Annotated in this window: 17 protein-coding genes; 13 read left to right on the forward strand and 4 right to left on the reverse strand. The window is 72.1% G+C overall.

All coding sequences use genetic code 11. From position 1 onward, the window contains the following. Positions 1 to 260 precede the first annotated feature (260 nt). From AB0D45_RS08225 to yjfF, 4 genes are read left to right on the forward strand one after another with little or no spacing between them, the layout of a single operon-like run. Positions 261 to 1,271: an ABC transporter substrate-binding protein gene (locus AB0D45_RS08225; RefSeq protein ID WP_362456021.1), complete on the forward strand. Its 1,011-nt coding sequence runs from the start codon at positions 261 to 263 to the stop codon at positions 1,269 to 1,271. A gap of 28 nt (positions 1,272 to 1,299) precedes the next feature. Then, positions 1,300 to 2,859, forward strand: a complete 1,560-nt coding sequence (locus AB0D45_RS08230) for a sugar ABC transporter ATP-binding protein (protein WP_362456023.1) — start codon at positions 1,300 to 1,302, stop codon at positions 2,857 to 2,859. Beyond that, positions 2,856 to 3,950 (forward strand): ABC transporter permease, encoded by a 1,095-nt coding sequence (locus tag AB0D45_RS08235; protein WP_362456025.1) that lies wholly within the window; start codon positions 2,856 to 2,858, stop codon positions 3,948 to 3,950. The genes AB0D45_RS08230 and AB0D45_RS08235 overlap by 4 nt, the downstream gene beginning before the upstream one ends. Further along, the gene (gene yjfF / locus AB0D45_RS08240; protein ID WP_362456026.1) at positions 3,947 to 4,969 is read left to right on the forward strand and encodes a galactofuranose ABC transporter, permease protein YjfF; all 1,023 of its coding nucleotides are present in this window, start codon (positions 3,947 to 3,949) and stop codon (positions 4,967 to 4,969) included. Before AB0D45_RS08235 ends, yjfF begins: the two co-directional genes overlap by 4 nt. A gap of 94 nt (positions 4,970 to 5,063) precedes the next feature. Here yjfF and AB0D45_RS08245 read toward each other — a convergent pair whose 3' ends face one another. Continuing rightward, the gene (locus AB0D45_RS08245) at positions 5,064 to 6,122 is read right to left on the reverse strand and encodes a LacI family DNA-binding transcriptional regulator (RefSeq protein ID WP_362456028.1); all 1,059 of its coding nucleotides are present in this window, start codon (positions 6,120 to 6,122) and stop codon (positions 5,064 to 5,066) included. Between the two features lie 267 nt (positions 6,123 to 6,389). Here AB0D45_RS08245 and araD point away from each other — a divergent pair, with 267 nt between their 5' ends. Further along, complete coding sequence (gene araD / locus AB0D45_RS08250; protein ID WP_362456030.1) at positions 6,390 to 7,142, forward strand: L-ribulose-5-phosphate 4-epimerase AraD; 753 nt, start codon at positions 6,390 to 6,392, stop codon at positions 7,140 to 7,142. Positions 7,143 to 7,245: 103 nt separating this feature from the next. Beyond that, positions 7,246 to 9,711: a glycoside hydrolase family 9 protein gene (locus AB0D45_RS08255; protein ID WP_362456031.1), complete on the forward strand. Its 2,466-nt coding sequence runs from the start codon at positions 7,246 to 7,248 to the stop codon at positions 9,709 to 9,711. A gap of 92 nt (positions 9,712 to 9,803) precedes the next feature. On the opposite strand, the gene AB0D45_RS08260 is transcribed toward AB0D45_RS08255, so the two are convergent. After that, a complete protein-coding gene (locus AB0D45_RS08260; protein ID WP_362456032.1) occupies positions 9,804 to 10,151 on the reverse strand; it encodes a helix-turn-helix domain-containing protein in 348 nt (115 codons plus the stop codon). 280 nt (positions 10,152 to 10,431) lie between these two features. Between AB0D45_RS08260 and AB0D45_RS08265 the strand changes: the two genes are divergently transcribed. The 7 genes from AB0D45_RS08265 (at position 10,432) to cpt (ending at position 19,611) form a co-directional block, all read left to right on the forward strand. Further along, the gene (locus tag AB0D45_RS08265) at positions 10,432 to 11,316 is read left to right on the forward strand and encodes an NAD(P)-binding domain-containing protein (RefSeq protein ID WP_362456034.1); all 885 of its coding nucleotides are present in this window, start codon (positions 10,432 to 10,434) and stop codon (positions 11,314 to 11,316) included. 216 nt (positions 11,317 to 11,532) lie between these two features. Continuing rightward, a complete protein-coding gene (locus tag AB0D45_RS08270; RefSeq protein ID WP_362456035.1) occupies positions 11,533 to 15,219 on the forward strand; it encodes a nitrate reductase subunit alpha in 3,687 nt (1,228 codons plus the stop codon). Further along, positions 15,219 to 16,850 carry a nitrate reductase subunit beta gene (gene narH / locus AB0D45_RS08275; RefSeq protein WP_362456037.1) on the forward strand — a complete coding sequence of 544 codons (1,632 nt, stop codon included), beginning with the start codon at positions 15,219 to 15,221 and terminating at the stop codon, positions 16,848 to 16,850. The genes AB0D45_RS08270 and narH overlap by 1 nt, the downstream gene beginning before the upstream one ends. Beyond that, positions 16,847 to 17,476, forward strand: a complete 630-nt coding sequence (gene narJ, locus AB0D45_RS08280; RefSeq protein WP_362456038.1) for a nitrate reductase molybdenum cofactor assembly chaperone — start codon at positions 16,847 to 16,849, stop codon at positions 17,474 to 17,476. Before narH ends, narJ begins: the two co-directional genes overlap by 4 nt. Then, positions 17,473 to 18,204, forward strand: a complete 732-nt coding sequence (gene narI / locus AB0D45_RS08285; RefSeq protein ID WP_362456040.1) for a respiratory nitrate reductase subunit gamma — start codon at positions 17,473 to 17,475, stop codon at positions 18,202 to 18,204. Before narJ ends, narI begins: the two co-directional genes overlap by 4 nt. A gap of 52 nt (positions 18,205 to 18,256) precedes the next feature. After that, positions 18,257 to 18,937 (forward strand): triacylglycerol lipase, encoded by a 681-nt coding sequence (locus AB0D45_RS08290; protein ID WP_362456042.1) that lies wholly within the window; start codon positions 18,257 to 18,259, stop codon positions 18,935 to 18,937. A 140-nt stretch (positions 18,938 to 19,077) separates the two neighbouring features. Next, entirely contained in the window at positions 19,078 to 19,611 is a 534-nt protein-coding gene (gene cpt, locus AB0D45_RS08295) for a chloramphenicol phosphotransferase CPT (RefSeq protein ID WP_361597225.1), read from the forward strand. 61 nt (positions 19,612 to 19,672) lie between these two features. On the opposite strand, the gene AB0D45_RS08300 is transcribed toward cpt, so the two are convergent. Together AB0D45_RS08300 and AB0D45_RS08305 are read right to left on the reverse strand one after the other, a co-directional pair. Next, positions 19,673 to 20,566, reverse strand: coding sequence for an SDR family oxidoreductase (locus AB0D45_RS08300; protein WP_362456043.1), 894 nt, complete (start codon positions 20,564 to 20,566; stop codon positions 19,673 to 19,675). A 92-nt stretch (positions 20,567 to 20,658) separates the two neighbouring features. Then, the gene (locus AB0D45_RS08305) at positions 20,659 to 21,132 is read right to left on the reverse strand and encodes a hemerythrin domain-containing protein (RefSeq protein WP_362456045.1); all 474 of its coding nucleotides are present in this window, start codon (positions 21,130 to 21,132) and stop codon (positions 20,659 to 20,661) included. Positions 21,133 to 21,246 lie beyond the last annotated feature (114 nt).

The following is a 21,246-nucleotide window of genomic DNA, read 5'->3' on the forward strand; positions in this document are numbered from 1 at the left end:
GCGGCGGGGGAGCCCGTTGCCCCGTGCAGTGTGAGCGCTAACAATATGGCGAGGCAAGGGGTCCGAGAAGATCGCATGCATGACGCCTCATGGGAGCGCCCCAGCTCCATAACGGACAGGTAACGCGGAGAGGTAGTGCCTGCACGGGGGTTGAGAACCGTCTTTGTTAACGCTCACAATGCGACGGCTCCCCCTTCCTCGCGGCTCCCCTTTCCTCCCGGCACGCCTCCCCAGCCGCATCCGACCCGAAGGATTCCCTCATGGCCCGCAGAGCAGCTCTCCTCCTCGCCGCCACCGCGCTTCTCGCCTCCTCGGCGCTGACCGCCTGCTCGACCGAGGGTCCCTCAGGCGGCCCCGCCAAGGGCCCGTCCTCCAAGGCCAAGGTGGGCGGCGGCGCGTTCACCATGGGCTTCGCCCAGGTCGGCGCCGAGAGCGGGTGGCGCACCGCCAACACCAAGTCGGTCCAGGAGGCGGCGAAGAAGGCCGGGATCCAGCTCAAGTTCTCCGACGCGCAGCAGAAGCAGGAGAACCAGATCAAGGCGATCCGCACCTTCATCCAGCAGAAGGTGGACGTGATCGCCTTCTCACCGGTCGTGGAGTCCGGCTGGGACACGGTGCTGAAGGAGGCCAAGGACGCTGGCATCCCGGTCATCCTCACCGACCGCGCCGTGGACACCAAGGACACCTCCCTCTACAAGACCTTCCTGGGCTCGGACTTCGTCAAGGAGGGCAGGTCCGCAGGGGAGTGGCTGACCGCCGCGTACGCCAACGAGCAGGGTCCGGTCAACATCGTCGAGCTCCAGGGCACCACGGGCTCCGCACCCGCCAACGACCGCAAGGCCGGCTTCGCCGAGGCCATCCGCGACGACGGCAAGTTCAAGGTCGTCGCCTCGCAGACGGGCGACTTCACGCGCGCCAAGGGCAAGGAGGTCATGCAGGCGTTCCTGAAGTCCCAGAAGGACATCGACGTCCTCTACGCCCACAACGACGATATGGCCCTCGGCGCCATCCAGGCCATCGAGGAATCCGGCAAGAAGCCCGGGACGGACATCAAGGTGATCTCGGTGGACGGGATCAAGGACGCCTTCACCGCGATGGCCGAGGGCAAGATCAACGTCGTGGTGGAGTGCAACCCGCTCCTCGGCGACCAGCTGATGGAGCTGGCCGGGAAGGTCGTCGCGGGGGAGAGCGTGCCGGCCCGGGTCGAGACCCAGGAAGGCGTGTTCCCGCAGGACAAGGCCGCGGCCGCGCTGCCGTCCCGCACGTACTGACGCGGACCCACACACGAGAGGAGGGCGGATGGAAGCCCCGTCCACCCCGCCGCCCACGGGCGCCCGCGACGCGCGGCCGGTCCTGGAGGCCCACGGCATCCGCAAGCGGTTCCCGGGTGTCCTCGCCCTCGACGGAGTCGCCCTGCGGCTCTTCCCGGGCGAGGTGCACGCCCTGATGGGCGAGAACGGCGCCGGGAAGTCCACCCTGATCAAGGTCCTCACCGGCGTCCACCCCGCCGACGGCGGCACCCTCGTCGTCGACGGCCGGCCCCACGCCTTCAGGGACCCCCTCCAGGCGCAGCGGGCCGGAATCAGCACCGTCTACCAGGAGGTCAACCTCTGCCCCAACATCTCGGTCGCCGAGAACATCCTCATCGGGCGCGAACCCCGCCGGTTCGGTCTCGTCCACTGGTCCGCGGCGCGCCGGCGCGCGGCCGCTCTGCTGACGGAACTGGACCTCGACCTGGACGTCACCAGCCTGCTCGGCTCGCACTCCCTGGCGGTGCAGCAACTGGTCGCCATCGTCCGGGCGGTGGACGTCTCGGCGAAGGTGCTCGTCCTCGACGAACCCACATCCAGCCTCGACCGCGAGGAGGTGGCCCAGCTCTTCGCCCTGGTACGGCGGCTGCGGGACCGCGGTGTGGCCATCCTGTTCGTCACCCACTTCCTCGACCAGGTATTCGATCTCTGCGACCGGGTCACCATCCTGCGCAACGGCCGGCTGGAAGGCGAGTACCCCATCGGCGAGCTCACTCCGGTGACGCTCGTGCAGCGCATGATCGGCGGAGAACTGGCCACCCTCGACCAGCTGTCGGACCGCGGTCCCGCGCAAGGGGCCGAACGGGCGGCCGGCCGCCCGTTCCTCCAGGCGCGGCAACTGACCCGCACGGGCTCGATCGAACCCTACGACCTCGACGTCCACGCCGGCGAGGTCGTCGGACTGGCCGGCCTCCTGGGCTCGGGCCGCACCGAGGCGGCACGCCTGCTGTTCGGCGCGGACAGCGCGGACGCCGGAGAAGTGCGCGTCGAGGGCGAGAAGGTGCTCCTGCGCAGCCCCCGCCACGCCATCGCCCGGGGCATCGCCTTCTGTTCCGAGAACCGCAAGTCCGAGGGACTGGTGGGCGAGCTCACCGTCCGCGAGAACATCGTGCTCGCCCTCCAGGCCGCCCGCGGCTGGACCAGACCGCTGCCGCGCGCCCGGCAGGACGAGGTGGCGGGGCAGTGGATCCGGGCCCTCGACATCCGCCCCGCCGACCCCGAAGCGCAGGTACGCCACCTCAGCGGAGGCAACCAGCAGAAGGTGCTCCTCGCGCGCTGGCTGCTGACCGCACCGCGGCTCCTGATCCTCGACGAACCCACCCGGGGCATCGACATCGGGGCCAAGGCGGAGATCCAGAGGCTCGTGGCCCGCCTGGCGGGCGACGGCACCGCCGTGGTGTTCATCTCGGCGGAACTCGAAGAGGTCCTGCGCCTGAGCCACCGCATCGCCGTGCTCCGCGACCACCGCATGGTGGCCACCCTGACGAACGACCACACCGTCACGCCCGACCGCCTCCTCACGACCATCGCCACCGGAACGGACTCATGACCATCCAGCCCGCCCAGTCCGGGACGGCCGCCGGAACCGGGAGACGCCTGGTCCGCCACCGCCTGCTGTGGCCCGCGGCCACCCTGCTCGTCCTGCTCCTCGGCAACCTCGCGTTCCACCACGACTTCTTCTCGGTCCGCGTACGCGACGGCCACCTCTACGGCAGCCTCGTCGACATCCTGCGGTTCGGCGCGCCCCTCGTCCTGGTGGCGCTCGGCATGACCCTGGTCATCGCCACCCGCGGGATCGACCTCTCGGTGGGCTCCACCGTCGCCATCGCCGGCGCGCTCGCCTGCGGGCACCTCTCCACCGCCGCGCATCCCGGCAGCGTCGCCACCATGCTCACCGCCGTGGCCCTCGCGCTCGGGGTCGCCCTCGTGCTGGGCCTGGCCAACGGCTTCCTGGTGTCGGGGCTGGGGGTGCAGCCCATCGTGGCCACGTTGATCCTCATGGTCGCCGGCCGCGGCGTCGCCCAGCTGATCACGGACGGCCAGATCATCACCGTGACCAGCGCCCCCTACAAGATGATCGGGGGCGGCTACTGGCTGGCCCTCCCGTTCGCCGTCCTGCTGGCGGCCGTCCTCGTCGCGCTCACCGCCTTCGTCACCCGCCGCAGTGCCCTCGGCATGCTGATCGAGGCAGTCGGCGGGAACCCCGCCGCCAGCCGCCTGGTCGGCATCCGGGCCGGCGGTCTGCTCGCCCTGGTCTACGTCTTCAGCGCGCTGTGCGCCGCCGTCGCCGGGCTGATGATCAGCTCGAACGTCTCCAGTGCCGACGGCAACAACGCCGGCCTGTGGATCGAACTCGACGCGATCCTCGCCGTCGTGGTCGGGGGCACCGCCCTGACCGGCGGGCGCTTCTCCCTCGGCGGCACCGTCCTGGGCGCCCTGATCATCCAGACCCTGTCCACCACCGTCTACACCCTGGGCGTCCCGCCCGAAACCACCCTCGTGTTCAAGGCGTTCGTCGTCATCGCCGTCTGCCTCGTGCAGTCCCCCGCCTTCCGGGCCAAGGTCATGCGCCGCCGCGGGGCTCCCCGATCCCACACCCCGGCGGGCGCCACCCCGCAGCAGCAGGAGGTACGAGCATGAGCACGGGCACCGGACACGCCGCCGCGCACCTCACCCGCCCCTTCGCGACCGTGTCCCCGCGCACCCGGACCCGCATCCCGCTGATCGTCACCGCGGTGCTGCTGCTCGTCGTGTTCGGGATCGGATCGGTGCGCTACGAGGGCTTCCTCTCCGCCCAGGTCGTGCTGAACCTGCTGATCGACAACGGCTTCCTGCTGGTCGTCGCGGTCGGGGCGACCTTCGTCATCCTCACCGGCGGCATCGACCTGTCCATCGGCTCCATGGTGGCCCTCTCGACCATGATCACAGCCTGGCTGGTCGAGTCGCACGGCTGGCCCCTGGCCGCCGTCGTCCCCCTGGTCCTGCTGGTCGGCGCCGCGAGCGGGACGCTGATGGGCTGGCTCATCCACACCTTCGAGATCCAGCCGTTCATCGTCACCCTCGCCGGCATGTTCCTCGCCCGGGGGCTCTGCTACACCATCAGCACCGAATCCCTCACGATCACCGATCCCACGACGGCGGCCATCGCGCAGACCCGGCTGTACGGCCCGGGGGGCCTGTTCGTCTCGATCCCGGTGGTCATCGCCCTGGCCGTGCTGGCGACCGCCTTCGTCGTCCTGCACCACACGCGCTTCGGCCGCACCGTGTACGCGCTGGGCGGCAACGAGACCTCCGCCCGCCTGATGGGTCTGCCGACGGGCTCCACCAAGCTCGCCGTGTACGGCATCAGCGGTCTGTGCTCCGCGCTCGGCGGCCTGTTGCTGACCTTCTACACGCTCTCCGGTTACGCCCTGCACGCCCTCGGCATGGAGCTCGACGCCATCGCCGCCACCGTGATCGGCGGCACGCTGCTGACCGGAGGTTCCGGCTTCGTGCTGGGTACCGCCCTCGGGGTGCTGGTCCTCGGCATGATCCAGACGGTGGTCAACTTCCAGGGCACGCTCAGCTCCTGGTGGACCCGGATCGTCATCGGCGCCCTGCTGCTCGTGTTCATCGTGCTGCAACGCCTGATGAGCGGCCGCCGCCCCGCCACCGGCTGACCCCGGCCGCTCCGGCTCCCGCGGCGCCTTCGCCCGGGGGCGTGCCCCGGTGCCCGGCCCTCCGGGGGGAGGACCGGGCACCGGGCAGGGCGGGTCATGCGCCGGGGGGAGCGATCCTGCGGGCCGTGCTGGCGCGCACGATGAGCTCGGGGGCCACCACCAGGTGCGCCGACTCCTTCGCCCGGCCCTCGATGTGGTCCAGGAGCAGGCCGATGCTGTCCCGGCCGAGGGACGCGAAGTCCTGACGGATCGTCGTCAGCGGCGGCGGGAAGAACTCCGCCTCGGGGATGTCGTCGAAGCCGGCGACCGCCACGTCCTCCGGGGTGCGCAGGCCCGCTTCCCGCAAGGCCCGCAGGACACCGAGGGCCATCTGGTCGTTGGCGACGAACACCGCGGTGAGGCCCGCTCCCCGCCCGCGGGACGCCCGTACCCGGCCCGCGAGCTGCTGGCCGGCCTGGTATCCCGAAAGAGGGCTCCAGTCACCGCGCAGCAGGGGCGGCACCTCGGCGCCGGCCTCGCGCAGGGCCCCCTCCCACCCCTGCGTGCGGGCCTCGCTCTCCAGCCAGTCGGGAGGGCCGGCGACGTGCCACACGGTGGAGTGGCCCGAGGCGAGGAGATGGTCCGTGATCATGCGGGCGCCGAGGTTCTGGTCCAGCGACACCCCCGGCAGGTCCAGGGTGTGGCCGCCTTCCACGGTGACCACCGGGCACGGCGCTTCCAGTGCCGCCAGCGCCCGCACCGCGGCGCGCTGGGGGGTGACGGCGACGATCCCCTCCACGCCCCAGCCGGCGAGGTGCTGCATGGCTTCGGCCAGGGCCGTCTGCGTGGCTGTCCGGAGCGTGACGGCGGAGGTCAGGTAGCCGCGGTCGCGAGCCGCCTCCTGCACCCCCGCCACGGTGCTGGCGGGCCCGTGGAGCGTGGTGTTCACCGCGATGACGCCCAGGGTGTGGGTCCGGCGGGTGGCCAGGGCCCGGGCCGCCGAGTTGCGGCGGTACCCCAGCTGCTCGATGACCTGTGTCACCGCGGCCCGGGTCTTGGCGCTGACGTTGGGGTGGTCGCTGAGCACCCTCGAAACGGTCTGATGGGACACGCCTGCCACGCGTGCGACGTCCGTCATCGTGGGCGCTCGCGAGACGTCTGGGAGCCGGGTCACCTCTCGTCCTTTCCTCGTCGAGCGGCCATGCCGATGTGGGCGTTCACATTATGCAGTGTCCGTCGCATGCTGCGGGCGGGAATGTGCTCCAAGGTCTTGAGCTTACTGCTTGTTAGCGCTCACAATTCGACGGGGGCAGCCTCGGAGCCCGGTCATGGCTCCGACGCTGCCCCCGATCAGCCCAGCCCCCTGATGCGCGAGCGCGGAGCCTGTGGGACGCCGGTCCCGGGCGGCCGCCGCGCATACCGGAAAGACGGTGAGAGCGTAGTGAGCCAGACCAGCCTCAAGAACCTCCGCCGCGAGGTCCTCGCGGCCAACCTGCGCATCCCGGAAGCCGGGCTGGCCACCCTCACCTGGGGGAACGTCAGCGGAGTGGACCGGGACGCCGGTGTCTTCGTCATCAAGCCGTCCGGGGTCTCCTACGCCGACCTCACCGAGGAGGACCTCGTGGTGGTGGCGCTGGAGGACGGGCGGGTCGTCGACGGGCACCTCAGGCCGTCCACCGACACCGAGACCCATCGCTGCCTGTACCGGGCGTTCCCCTCGCTCGGGGGCGTCACCCACACGCACTCGGCGCACGCCGTCGCCTTCGCCCAGGCGCGCCGCCCGATCCCCGTGCTCGGCACGACGCACGCCGACACCTTCAACGGGCCCGTCCCGGTGACGGCGGACCTCACCGCGGAGCAGTGTGCGCGGGACTACGAGTACAACACCGGACAGGTGATCGTCGCCCGGCTCGACGGCGACCCCCGCCGGGCCGACGAAGTCCCCGGAGCGCTCGTCTCGCGCCACGGCCCCTTCACCTGGGGCGCCACCGCAACGGCGGCGCTCGAGAACGCCGTCGTCTGCGAGGCCGTGGCGGAGATGGCGCTGCACACCCTGGCGCTGGGAGCCCGCCTCGGGGACACCTCCCCGCCGCCGGGGCATCTGCTGGAGCGGCACTTCACCCGCAAGCACGGACCGGACGCCTACTACGGCAACACCGCCGGCCGGCTTCCGGGTGCCCGCACGACCTCCTGACGCGCAGAGGCGTCGCGCCCGGGCCGGGCACGGCACTTGACGGGGCCTTCCGGCGGCTGGCTTCATGGGAGCGCTCCCATTCCCCGCTAGGAAGGCCCTGCCCGTGCCTCCTGTCACCTTCGCGCGCGGTGTGCCCCGCCGCGCGGCCGCTGTGTTAGCCGGCTTGGCCCTGGCTGTCGGCGGCCCGTCCCTGACCGCCCTGGCCGTCCCGGCCGCGGCCGCTCCCACCGCGGCTGCCGACACAACCGTCCGGGTCAACCAGCTCGGCTACCTGCCCGACGGCCCCAAACGGGCCACCGTGGTCAGCCCCGCGACCACCCCGCTCGGCTGGCAACTGCGCGACTCCACCGGCGCGGTGGCCGCCTCGGGCACCACCACCGTGCGCGGCGCGGACCAGGCGTCCGGCCAGTCCACGCACCTGGTGGACTTCGGCGCGTACACCGGCACCGGCACCGGTTACACCCTGACCGTCGACGGCCGGACCAGCCACCCCTTCGACGTCTCAGCATCGCTGTACGACGGACTGCGCGCCGACAGCATGTCGTTCTTCCACCAGCAGCGCAGCGGCATCGCGATCGACGCGGCCCTGGCGGGCGGCAGCGCCTACGCCCGCCCCGCCGGGCACCTGGGCGTCGCCCCGAACAAGGGCGACAGCAGCACCCCCTGCCAGGCCGGGGCGTGCGACTACTCCCTGGACGTGCGCGGCGGCTGGTACGACGCCGGGGACCACGGCAAGTACGTGGTCAACGGTGGCATATCCGTCTGGGAGATGGTCAACTCCTTCGAACGGGCCCGCCGTTCCGGGGGCGACGCGGCGCTCGGCGACGCGACGCTGCGGGTGCCGGAGCGTGGCAACGGGATGCCGGACGTGCTGGACGAGGCCCGCTGGGAGCTGGAGTTCCTGATGCGGATGCAGGTCCCGGCCGGGAAGCCGATGGCCGGGATGGCCTTCCACAAGGTGCACGACGCCCGGTGGACCGCCCTGCCGACCCGCCCCGAACTCGACTCCGAACAGCGCGAGGTGCACAAGCCCTCGACCGCCGCCACGCTCAACCTGGCGGCCTCGGCCGCACAGTGCGCCCGGGTGTACGCGCCGTACGACGCCGCGTTCGCCGCGCGCTGCCTGGACGCCGGCCGCCGCGCCTGGACGGCTGCCCGGGCTCACCCGGACGTGCTCGCCCCGGCGGGCGACAACACCGGCGGCGGTGCCTACGAGGACGCCGACGTCTCCGACGAGTTCTACTGGGCGGCGGCGGAACTCCTGGCGACCACGGGGGAGTCTCAGTACCGGGACGCCGTCACCTCCTCGCCGCACCACAGCAGGCCCGTCGACGCGTTCTGGTGGGGTGGTACCGCCACTCTCGGCCGCATCACCCTCGCCACCGTCCCCGGCGCGGTCCTGCCCGCCGCCGACGTGGCCCGGCTGCGCGGCCTGCTGACCACGGCCGCCGACGGCCACCTGTCCGCCATGGCCGGACAGGGCTACCCGGTGCCGCTCCCCGCCACCGGGTACGTGTGGGGCTCCAACGGCTCGGTCTCCAACAATGCGATGGTGCTGGCGGTCGCGTACGAGCTCACCGGGCAGCAACGCTACCGGGCCGGAGTGCTGGAGTCCCTGGACTACCTGCTCGGCCGCAACGCGCTCGACCTCTCCTACGTCACCGGCTACGGCGAACGCCACTCCGAGAACCAGCACCACCGCTTCTGGGCGCACCAGAACGACGCCTCCCTGCCGCACCCGCCGGCCGGTTCCATGGCGGGCGGGCCGAACGCGGGACTGGAGGACCCGGTGGCCAGGGAGAAGCTCGCCGGCTGCGCTCCTGCGGCGTGCTACGTGGACGACATCGGCTCATACTCCACCAACGAGGTGGCGGTCAACTGGAACGCCTCGCTGGCCTGGCTGGCGGCCTTCGCGGCCGAGCGGCGCGGCGCCCCTGCGGTCCCCGCGGTCCAGGTGGCACCGGCGGCCGTGACGGTCCCGGAGGGCGGTTCGGCACCGGTGGGCGTACGGCTGACGGCCGCGCCGGCGCAGAACGTGACGGTGACCGTGGCCCGGAGCTCCGGCGACCAGGACCTGTCGGCGGCGGCGACGCTGGTGTTCACTGCGGCGAACTGGGCGAGCGCCCAGCAGGTCCCGGTCTTCGCCGCGCACGACGCCGACACGGTGTCGGGCAGCGCCACCTTCACCGCCGGTGGCCCCGGAGTGCAGCAGGCGACGTTCACGGCGACGGAGGCGGACGACGACGCGCCGGCGGCCCCCTGCGCGGTGGCGTACCGGATCGACAACGCCTGGGCCGACGGCTTCACGGCGACGGTCACCCTGAAGAACACCGGCAGCTCGCCGATCTCCGGCTGGACCCTCGGCTGGAGCTTCGCGGGCGATCAGCGGATCGGCAACGCCTGGAACGCCACGGTGAGCCAGTCCGGCAGCGCGGTCACCGCCCGGGACGTCGGGTGGAACGGCGCGCTGGAGCCCGGCGGCAGTGTGAGCTTCGGCTTCCAGGCGAGGTATTCGGGCACCAACGCCTCCCCGGCGCGCTTCACGCTGGGCGGCGCCCTCTGCTCCTGAGCACCCGCCAGACCCTGCTCCCCCCGCCCGGTTGCGGCGGGGGTGCAGGGCGCGAAGGCCCGCGGAGTCCGACGTGCGGCCGGCCGATGTGGTCAGGCGTCCTCGGACACCGGCTCGGCCCGCTCGGGCAGGTACTCCCGCCCCCAGGCGCCGAGCGGCTTGAGCGCGTCGTTCAGCGCCGAGCCGCGCAGGGTCAGCGAGTACTCCACGCGGACCACCGGGGCGTCGTGGGACTCGCGGTGCACGACACCGTCCGCCTCCAGTTCCCGCAGGTGCTGGAACAGCACCTTCTCGCTGACGCCCGGGATGAGGCGCTTCAGTTCGCCGAAACGCCGGCTCTGGCCGGCCAACGCCCACAGGATCACGACTTTCCACTTGCCGCTGATGACCTCCACCGCGGCGTCCAGTCCGCAGTGAGTCGGTCTCACCCTGACGCTCATGCTCCCCCACTCCCGCTGACTGGCTGACAGTTTGCGCTCCCAGGCCCGGACATGGCCCCCTCCGGACGGGTAACCCCAACATAACGCACTCATCCGACGGTGAATTTCCGGGAAACAAGGGGCTGTGGACGCCGGAATCAAGGGGTGGTTTTCCTTCGATTTCGAGGCCTCGCCGAGCCGGTACGTACTTTGCGGTAAGTACTTGAGCAGGTCACGGCCGCCGGTTTAGCTTGTGAAGGCGTACTGATTCCTGTGAATTGCAAGAAGGAACGTGATTCCGGTGGCTGAGGAAAATCCTGTACCCGTTTCAGTTTTAGGCCTGGGCATGATGGGTGCCGCGCTGGCCGGCGCGTACCTGAAGGCCGGTCATCGCACGACCGTGTGGAACCGTTCCGAGGGCAAGGCGGACGCGCTCGTCGCGCAGGGCGCCGTACTCGCCGACGGCATCGCCGAGGCCGTGGCCGCGAGTGGCGTCCTGGTCGTCTGCGTCGTCGACTACGACGCCCTCTACGCAATCCTTGAGCCGGTCAGGGAGTCGCTCGCCGGCAAGGTGCTGGTGAACCTCACCTCCGGCCTTCCCGAGGACGCGCGCGCGGCCGCCCGGTGGGCCGCCGGGATCGGCGTGGAATACCTCGACGGGTACGTCATGACCGTCCCCCCGGCGGTCGGACAGCCGCAGACGCTCCTCTTCTACGGCGGTTCCCGGGCCACGTTCGAGGCGTACGAGGAGACCCTGAAGGTCCTCGGCGGCAACAGCGTCTTCCTCGGCGAGGACGCCGGCACCGCCGCCCTCTACGACCTGGCCCTGCTGGGCATCCTCTGGGCGGGCCTCACCAGTGCGCTGCACGCTTACGCCCTGGTCGGCACCGAGAAGATCCCGGCGGCGGCGCTCGCCCCGTACGCGGAGGCCTGGATCACCCACGTCGTGCTGCCCAGCGTCAAGGGGGCCGCCCAGGCGGTCGACACGGGGGAGTACGGCACCACCGTATCCACCGCCGCGCTGAACGCGGCCGGCCTGGCGAAGATGGTGGAGGCCAGCAAGGCGCAGGGCATCCGCCCCGACCTGATGGTCCCGATCAAGGAGTTCCTGGAGAAGCGCGTCGCCGACGGCCACGGCCACGAGGCGCCGGCCGGCATGTTCGAGGTCATCAGGAACCCCGGGTAGCCGGCATCGCGGCGGTGGTCGCGGCCGCCGCCGGGAGCGGTGCGGCGACGGGGCGGCGTATCAAGAGCCGGCCAAGATACGTTGTGGATACATTCAACCCCGGAGCGTGATCACCGGCGGTGCGGGTCCCGCGCGGCAGCCTGGGCGCGACCCATCCACGGGTCGGCCGGTTCGCCCACTGGGCCGGCTCCGCTGTCTCCCGGAAGGGGCCACCAGGTGAAGCGCGGCAGGGCCAGGGACACCGCAGAACACGCGGCCGACGCGATCACGGACCGGCTGCTGCAAGCCGGGCGGCTGCTCGGCAAGGCGCCCCGGACGGCGGACGGCCGGGCCGTGTTCCGCACCGATCAGGGCGTCAACGACGCCCCGTACCGCGAACGCTGGGCACACGACAAGGTGGTGCGCTCCACCCACGGGGTCAACTGCACCGGCTCCTGCTCCTGGCAGGTGTACGTCAAGGACGGCCTGATCACCTGGGAGACCCAGGCCACCGACTACCCCTCGACCGGCCCCGACCGGCCGGAGTACGAGCCCCGCGGCTGTCCGCGCGGGGCCTCCTTCTCCTGGTACACCTACTCGCCCACCCGCATCCGCTACCCGCACGCCCGCGGGGTCCTCGTGGAGATGTACCGCGAGGCCAAGCAGCGCCTGGGCGGGGACCCGGTCGCCGCCTGGGCGGAGATCACCACCGACCCGGACAAGCGGCGCCGCTACCACCGGGCCCGCGGCAAGGGCGGCCTCGTCCGCGTCGGCTGGCAGGAGGCCCTGGAGATCGCGGCCGCCGCCCACGTACACACCCTCCGGGAACACGGCCCCGACCGGATCGCCGGCTTCTCGCCGATCCCGGCGATGTCCATGGCCTCCCACGCCGTCGGAGCCCGCTTCCACGCCCTCATCGGCGCGCCGATGCTCACCTTCTACGACTGGTACGCGGACCTGCCCATCGCTTCCCCGCAGGTCTTCGGCGACCAGACGGACGTCCCCGAGTCCGGCGACTGGTGGGACGCCGCCTACCTGATGCTGTGGGGCTCCAACGTCCCCGTCACCCGCACGCCCGACGCCCACTGGATGACCGAGGCCAGATACCGCGGCCAGAAGGTCGTCGTCGTCTCCCCGGACTACGCGGACGCCACCAAGTTCGCCGACGAGTGGCTCCACCCCCATCCGGGGACCGACGGAGCCATGGCCATGGCCATGGGCCACGTCATCCTCAAGGAGTGCTTCGTCGACCGTCAGGTCCCGTACTTCGCCGACTACGTACGGCGCTTCACCGACCTGCCGTTCCTCGTCGAGCTGGAGGAGCGCGAGCCGGGACGGTACGTACCGGGCCGCTTCGTGACCGCCGCCGACCTGCGCCTGACCCGGGACGTGCAGGACGAGGCGACCCGCCGCTGGATGCCCGTCCTGCTGGACGACGTCACCGGCGCGCCGGTGGTGCCGAACGGAACCCTCGGCGACCGCTGGTCGAAGTTCGGCGAGGGCCGCTGGAACCTGGACCTCGGCGACGTCGAGCCGCGCCTGAGCCTGTACGCGGGCGGCGACGGGCCCAGCGCGCAGGTGCTGCTGCCCCGGTTCGACGAGGCCGGAGCCACCCTCCTGCGGGGCGTGCCCGTCCAGCGCCTCGGCGACCGCCTGGTGACGACGGTGTTCGACCTGATGCTCGCCCAGTACGGGGTGGCCCGGCCCGGCCTCGCGGGGCAGTGGCCGGCCTCGTACGAGGACGCCTCGCTCCCCTGCACCCCGGCCTGGCAGGAGGCCGTCACCTCGGTGTCCGCGAGCGCCGTGCTGCGGGCGGCCCGCGAATTCGCCCGGACCGCCGAACAGACCCGCGGCCGCTGCATGATCGTCATGGGTGCCGGCACCAACCACTGGTTCCACTCGGACACCATCTACCGCTCGTTCCTCTCCCTCCTGCTGCTCACCGGCTGCCAGGGGGTCAACGGCGGCGGCTGGGCCCACTACGTCGGCCAGGAGAAGGTCCGCCCGTACGCCGGCTGGCAGCAGCTCGCCACCGCCTCCGACTGGGTGCGCCCCTCCCGGCAGATGGCCGGCACCCCCTACTGGTACCTGCACACCGACCAGTGGCGCTACGAGGGCTCCGCCGCCGACACCCTCACCGCACCCACCGGGCGCGGCACCTTCGCCGGCGCCCACACCGCCGACCTGGTGGCCCGCTCGGCACGCCAGGGCTGGATGCCGTCCTTCCCGACCTTCTGCGCCAATCCGCTGGACCTCGGCCGGCGCGTACGGGAATCCGGCGCAGAACCGGCGCAGTGGGTGGAGCAGTGGCTGGAGCGGGAGCGCGCCGCCGGCCGGCCCGGCTTCGCCTGCGAGGACCCCGACGACCCCGCGAACTGGCCGCGCGTCCTGACCGTCTGGCGGGCCAACCTCATCGGCTCCTCCGCCAAGGGCAACGAGTACTTCCTGCGGCACCTGCTGGGCGCCGACGACAACGCCGACGCGCCCGAAGCCCCCGAGGAGCACCGCCCGCGCGAGGTGGCCTGGCGCGCGGAGGCCCCCCGCGGCAAGCTCGACCTGCTGCTCGCGCTCGACTTCCGCATGACCTCCACCACCCTGTTCGCCGACCTCGTCCTGCCGGCGGCGACCTGGTACGAGAAGCACGACCTGTCCAGTACGGACATGCACCCCTACGTCCACGCCTTCTCCCCGGCGATCGACCCGCCCTGGCAGGCCCGCACCGACTTCGAGATCTTCCACAACCTCGCCGCGAAGGTCTCCGAACTCGCGGCCGGCCGCCTGGAGCAGGCCTGGGACCTCGTCGCCACGCCCCTCCAGCACGACACCCCCGGCGAAGCACCCCCCGAGGGCCCCACCCGCCCCGAGTACACGCTCGTCAAACGGGACTACACCGCCCTCGCCGACCGGCTCGCGGCCTTCGGACCCATGGCCGACGAACACGGCATGCGGGTGCGCGGCCTCACCGTGCACACCAACGACGAATCACACTGGCTCGCCGGACGCTGCGGCACGGCCCGCAAGGGAGCCGCCCGCGGCCGCCCGCTGCTCGACACCGACGTCAAGCTGTGCGAGGCGATCCTGGCCCTGTCGGGCACCACCAACGGCCGGGTCGCCGCGGAGGGCTTCCGCCGGCTCGCCCTGCGCTGCGGACCGGCCGCCGGCCTGGAGGAACTCGCCGCCACGGTGGCCGAGCGGCGCATCGTCTTCTCCGACACCCAGGCCCGCCCGGTGCAGGTCGGCGCCAGCTTCGAATGGTCCGGCAAGGAGGGCCCCGAGCGCCGCTACGCGCCCTTCACCATCAACACCGAGCACCGCAAGCCGTGGCACACCCTCACCGGCCGCCAGCACTTCTACCTCGACCACGAGTGGATCGCCGAGTACGGCGAACAACTCCCCGTCTACAAACCGCCCCTGGACCTCGCCGCCCTCGGCGAGCGGCCCCGCCGCGAGGAGGACGACGGCCGGCGGTCGGTGACGGTCCGCTACCTCACCCCGCACTCGAAGTGGTCCATCCACTCCGAGTACCAGGAGAACCTCCTGATGCAGACCCTGGCACGCGGCGGCCCGGTCATCTGGCTCGGCACCGAGGACGCCGCCGCCATCGGCGCCGCCGACAACGACTGGATCGAGGCGGTCAACGCCAACGGCGTGGTCGTCGCCCGCGCCGTCGTCTCCCACCGCATGCCGGCCGGCACGGTGTTCATGTACCACGTGCAGGAACGCATGGTGAACGTCCCCCTCTCGGAGACCACGGGCCGCCGCGGCGGCGTCCACAACGCCCTCACCCGCCTGCTGATCAAGCCGACCCACCTGATCGGCGGCCACGCCCAGCTCTCCTTCGCCCCCAACTACTACGGCCCCACCGGCAACCAGCGCGACGCGGTGACCGTCATCCGCCGCCGATCCCAGGAGGTCACGTACTGATGCCCCGGAGCGAAGCGACCGTCGGACGCGTCATGGCACAGATCGCGATGGTGATGAACCTGGACAAGTGCATCGGCTGCCACACCTGTTCGGTCACCTGCAAGCAGACCTGGACCAACCGCTCCGGCAGCGAGTACGCCTGGTTCAACAACGTCGAGACCCGCCCCGGCCAGGGCTACCCGCGCTCCTACGAGGACCAGGACAAGTGGCAGGGCGGCTGGCGGCTCAAGCGGGGCCGCCTCGTGCCCCGCAGCGGCGGCCGGGCCCGCCGCCTCGCCACCCTCTTCGCCAACCCACGCCTGCCCTCCCTCGCCGACTACTACGAGCCGTGGACGTACGACTACGAGAACCTGATCAGCGCGCCGCTCGGCGACGACGTGCCCACCGCCGCCCCCCGCTCCCTCATCGACGGGCGTCCCACCCAGGTGACCTGGGGCCCCAACTGGGACGACGACCTCGGCGGCGGCCCCGAGCACCTGGCCGGCGACCCCGTGCTGAAGAAGATGAACGAGCAGGTCCGCCTCGAGTACGAGCAGGCGTTCATGTTCCACCTGCCGAGGATCTGCGAGCACTGCCTGAACCCGTCGTGCGTGGCCGTCTGCCCCTCCGGCGCGCTGTACAAGCGGATCGAGGACGGCATCGTCCTCGTCGACCAGGACCGCTGCCGCGGCTGGCGGATGTGCGTGACCGGGTGCCCGTACAAGAAGGTGTACTTCAACCACCGCACCGGCAAGGCCGAGAAGTGCACCATGTGCTACCCGCGCATCGAGGCCGGCCAGCCCACCGTCTGCTCCGAGACCTGCGTCGGGCGGCTGCGCTACCTCGGCGTGATCCTCTACGACGCCGACGCGGTCGGCGCGGCCGCCGCGACCCCGGACGAGAAGGACCTCTACGAGGCCCAGCTCGGCTGCTTCCTCGACCCCGACGACCCCGCCGTGCAGGAGGCGGCGGCCCGGGCCGGGATCCCGCACGACTGGATCACCGCCGCCCAGCGCTCACCCGTACGCGCGCTGATCAGCGAGTACAAGGTGGCGCTGCCGCTGCACCCGGAGTACCGCACCATGCCGATGGTCTGGTACATCCCCCCGCTGTCGCCCATCGTGGAGTCCCTGACCGCCACCGGACACGACGGCGAGGACCCGGCGAAGCTCTTCGCGGCGATCGACTCGATGCGGATCCCGGTCGGCTACCTCGCCGAACTGTTCACGGCGGGCGATCCCGGCCCCGTCGAAGCGGCACTGTGCCGGCTCGCGGCGATGCGCGCGCACATGCGCCGCGTCAACCTGGGCGAGGAACAGGATCCCGCCATCGCCCGCTCCGTCGGCATGGACGGCGACGCCGTCGAGGCGATGTACCGGCTGCTGGCCATCGCCAAGTACGAGGACCGCTACGTCATCCCCACCGGCTACACCGCGGGACGCTCCGACCACGCCGACCCCGGAGCCGGCTGCAGCCTCGACGGCGACGGCGGCCCCGGCATGTACACGGCCGACACCTTCCACGCCCCGCTCGCGACCTCCGGAAACGCGTCCGGTGAACCCGCCGGCCCGCTCCACGGCCGCGTCAACCTCCTCAACTGGAACGGCCAGGGCACCCCCTCGGGGCTCTTCCCCCGCACGGAGGGATCATGAGCCGCACCGCCGCCCTCCACCAGGCCGCCTCCCTGCTGCTGTCCCACCCCGACGAGGACGTCCACCAGCGCCTGGACCTCGTCCGCGACGCCCTCGGGGCACTGCCCGGACAGGAGAGCGCGCTCCTGCTCCGCTTCTGCGCGGCCGTCGCCGGCGTACCGCAGCTGGAGCTGTCCGCACGCTACGTCGCCACCTTCGACCGCAGCCGCCGCCGCACCCTGCACCTCACGTACTACACCGACGGCGACACCCGCCGCCGCGGCGAGGCCCTCGTACGCTGGCGGCGGCTCTACCGCGAGCACGGCTGGCAGGCACCCGCCGACGAGCTGCCCGACCACCTGCCGCTGGCCCTCGAGTTCGCCGCCCGCAGTCCCGGACCCGGCCGAGCCGCGCTCCAGCAGCACCGGGCCGCGCTGGAACTGCTGCGCATGGCCCTGACCGACCACCGGAGCCCGTACGCCGACGTCCTCGAAGCCGTCTGCCTGACCCTGCCGGGCCCCTCCCCGGCCGACCGCGCGGCAGCCCTGCACCTGGTGCGCAGCGGCCCGCCCACCGAGACCGTGGGCCTGCTGCCCTTCCCCGCCCTGCGCCCGCAGGCAGCCGCAGCCGAGGAGAACCGACGGTGAACCACCTGAACATCGCCCTGTGGGGCGTCCTGCCCTACATCGTCGCCGTCGTACTCGTCGCCGGCACCGCCTGGCGCTACCACTACGACCGCTTCGGCTTCACCACCCGCTCCAGCCAGCTGCACGAGCACCGGCTGCTCAGCGTCGGCGGCCCGCTCTTCCACTACGGACTGCTGTTCGTGGCCGCCGGACACGTCGTGGGGCTGATCGTCCCCGAATCGCTCACCGAACGCGTGCACATCGAGGAACCGCTGTACCACGCCAACGCGCTGTTCGTCGGGGGAGCCGCCGGGCTCGCCACCCTGACCGGACTGGCGCTGCTGCTGTACCGGCGCCTCACGGTGCCCGCCGTGCGGGCCGCCACCAGCCGCAGCGACCGCGCCGTGCTGCCCGTACTGACCGCCGTCGTCGTCGCCGGCCTGTCCGCCACCGCCACCACCCTCGTCCCGCACCCCTACGACTACCGCCTGGGCGTCTCGGTCTGGTTCCGCTCGCTGCTCGCCCTCGACCCCGACGTCCCCGCGATGGCCGGGGCGCCCCTCGTCTACCAGGTGCACGCGCTGCTGGCCATGACCCTGTTCGCCCTGTGGCCCTTCAGCCGCCTCGTGCACGCCTTCACCGCGCCCGTCGGCTACCTGGCCCGGCCCTACGTGGTCTACCGCTCGCGCGGAGCCGGCACGAGCGGGCCGAAACGTTCCTGGAGTGAAGGGCGGCGGCCGGACGGGTGAGCGGCCCGGCTCCGCGCGCGAAGAGGCGGGCCCGGGCCGCTACAAACGGCCCATGAACTCGAAGACCCTCCGCTCCCTGCCCGCCGTCGTGCTCGCCCTGGCCGCCTGTGCCGCGCCGGCCGCGGCCGCCCCCGCCGCCCCGGTCGCGGCCCTGCCTGACCCGGTCGTCTTCGTGCACGGCTGGAACAGCGACGGATCGGCGTGGAACGTCATGGCCGGCCGGTTCCGGTCGGACGGCCATCCCTCCGAGCGCCTGTTCCAGTGGACGTACCCCGCCTACCAGTCCAACGCCACGACCGCCTCGGAGCTCGCCGCCACCATCGACCGCGTCCTGGCCGCGACCGGCGCCGCCAAGGTCGACCTCGTCACCCACTCCATGGGCAGCCTGTCCTCCCGGTACTACCTCAAGAACCTCGGCGGCGACGCGAAGGTCGACGCGTGGGTCTCCCTCGCGGGCCCCAACCACGGCACGGACACCGCCCACTGGTGCGGAGGCGCCGCCTGCGTCGAGATGCGTCCGGGCTCCGCGTTCCTGAACGAGCTCAACACCGGCGACGAGACTCCCGGGTCGACCCGGTACGCCACGTGGTGGTCCCCCTGCGACGGGATCATCAACCCCGACAGCACCGTGGCCCTGGACGGCGCGGTGAACACGCGGACCTCCTGCCTCCAGCACACCGCCATCACCGACGACGCCGCGGTCTACGGGCAGGTGAAAGCCCACCTCGGCTGACCCCGCCCGCCGGGTGCCGCGGGTCCGGCCACGGCACCCCGTGCGACGCACGCCGTCTCCTGACGGGGGCCGGTTAGACTCCGTCGGGGTGGACTGGAGTCGGCCCGCAACGTGCGGAAGCGAGAGGCGAGTTCGGGTACATGGGCACCAACGTCATCGTGCTGAACGGCGGTTCCAGCTCCGGCAAGTCCGGCATCGTGCGCTGCCTCAAGGCGATCCTCCCGCAGCCGTGGATCAACCTGGGCGTCGACGACCTGATCGACCGGCTTCCGCCCTCCCTCCTCGACTCGGGCGCGGGCGTGTCGTTCGGGGAGGGCGGCGAGGTGATCCTCGGCGACGACTGGCGGGCGATGGAGACCGCCTGGACGAAGGGCGTCGCCGCCATGGCCCGGGCCGGGGCCCGGATCGTCATCGACGACGTCTTCCTCGGCGGCCGGACCGACCAGGAGCGCCTGCGCGGACACCTCGACGGGCTGGACGTGCTGTGGGTAGGGGTGCGCTGCGCCCCCGAGACGGCCGCGGCCCGCGAGATCGCGCGGGGCGACCGCGTCCCCGGAATGGCGGCCCTGCAGGCCGAGACGGTGCACAAGGGAGTGGAGTACGACGTGGAGGTCGACACCACCCGCGCCGAATCCCTCGACTGCGCGCGCACCATCGCCGGGCACGTGAGCTGACCGGCGCCGCCGGCCACGGGCCGGGCGCGCGGAGCACCCCCGCGCCCGGCCCCCGGGGAGGTCACGGCAGGGGGGTGCCGCCGGTGGCGTTGACGATCTCCCCGGTGATGTAACCGGCCTGGGGCGAGGCCAGGAAGACGTACGCGGGCGCCATCTCGGCCGGCTGGGCGGGCCGCCCGAGCGGCGACTGCTTCCCGAACTCCGTCGGATCCGGCATCGTCGCCGGGATCAGCGGGGTCCACACCGGCCCCGGGGCGACGGCGTTGACGCGGATGCCGCGCTCGGCCAGCATCTGCGCCAGGCCGTGCGTGAAGGAGACGATCGCCGACTTCGTCATCGCGTAGTCGAGGAGGTGGGGGCTGGGCTGGTAGCCCTGCACGGACGTGGTGTTGATGATGCAGCCGCCGCGGGGCATGTGGGCCAGGGCCTTGCGGGAGAGCCAGAACATTCCGTACAGGTTCGTCTTCATCACCCGGTCGAACTGCTCCGTGCTGATGGCCTCGATCCCGTCGGGCTGCGCCATCTGGTAGGCCGCGTTGTTGACGAGGACGTCCACGCGTCCCAGCTCGGCCACGGTCCGCTCGACGAGCGCCTCGCACTGCTCCTCGTCACGGATGTCGCAGGCGACCGGAACCGCCTTGCGGCCCGCCTCCCGCACCAGGCGCGCCGTTTCCGCCGCCTCGTCCGCCTCCTCGGGCAGGTGCGTGAAGACGACGTCGGCCCCCTCCCGGGCGAAGGCCAGGCACACGGCCCTGCCGATGCCGGAATCCCCGCCGGTCACGAGCGCCGCCCGGTCCAGCAGGACGTCGTGGCCGCGGTAGGAGTCCTCCCCGTGGTCGGGACGGGGATCCATCTCCTCGGTCGACCCGGGGTGGTCCTGCTGCTGGTCGGGGAACGGCGGCCGGGGGTGGGCGGTCACCGGATCGGACGGGCGGGCTTCTTCGTGCGGTGCCATCGGCAACTCCGTCGTTCGCTGGTGCTCGGTGCGCCGGCGCGCGTACCCGCGTCGGCCCGCTTCTCACGTGCCCGCGGGCGGGAATCCCGCGCCTACGCGCCGGCGCTGGGGACGGCCAGGGGATCGCCCGGCGCGCCCTTCCTGACCGCGTCCATCCGCTCGCCGAGTTCGGTGAGGCGGTTGCGGCCCATGGCCTTGCGCACGTCGGGGAACCACTCCTTCTCCTCTTCCTCGACGTGGTGGCGGACGTTCTCCATGAGGACCGACATCTTCGCGTCGAACCGCTCGTCACGGGGGTCGAGGTCCTTGAGCTCGGACAGCATCCACAGCACGACGTGGTGCTCCTCGATGCTCTCCAGGACGTGGTCCTTCGTGTCGGGAGCGGCCTCGCGGGCCGCCGGGTAGAAGATCTTCTCCTCGATCCAGGTGTGCGCGGTGAGTTCCTCGATCACCTGGTCGGCGATCCTCCGCTTCTCGGCGTGCTCGTCCTCGTCGGTCTTCTCGAACTGCTTGAACAGCTTCTCGACCGTCTTGTGGTCTTCCCTGAGCAGCACGATCGCGTCCATGTCGCTCCCTCGCCTGGGGCCTCGGCGGGCGACCCTGCGCCGCCCGGCACTCCTGTACCCGACGGGCCGGCGGACCGCCCGCGAGCCGCGCGCGATTCGCCGGAACGTGGACGC

This window comes from Streptomyces sp. NPDC048352 (assembly GCF_040651895.1).
Classification (GTDB): Bacteria; Actinomycetota; Actinomycetes; order Streptomycetales; family Streptomycetaceae; genus Streptomyces.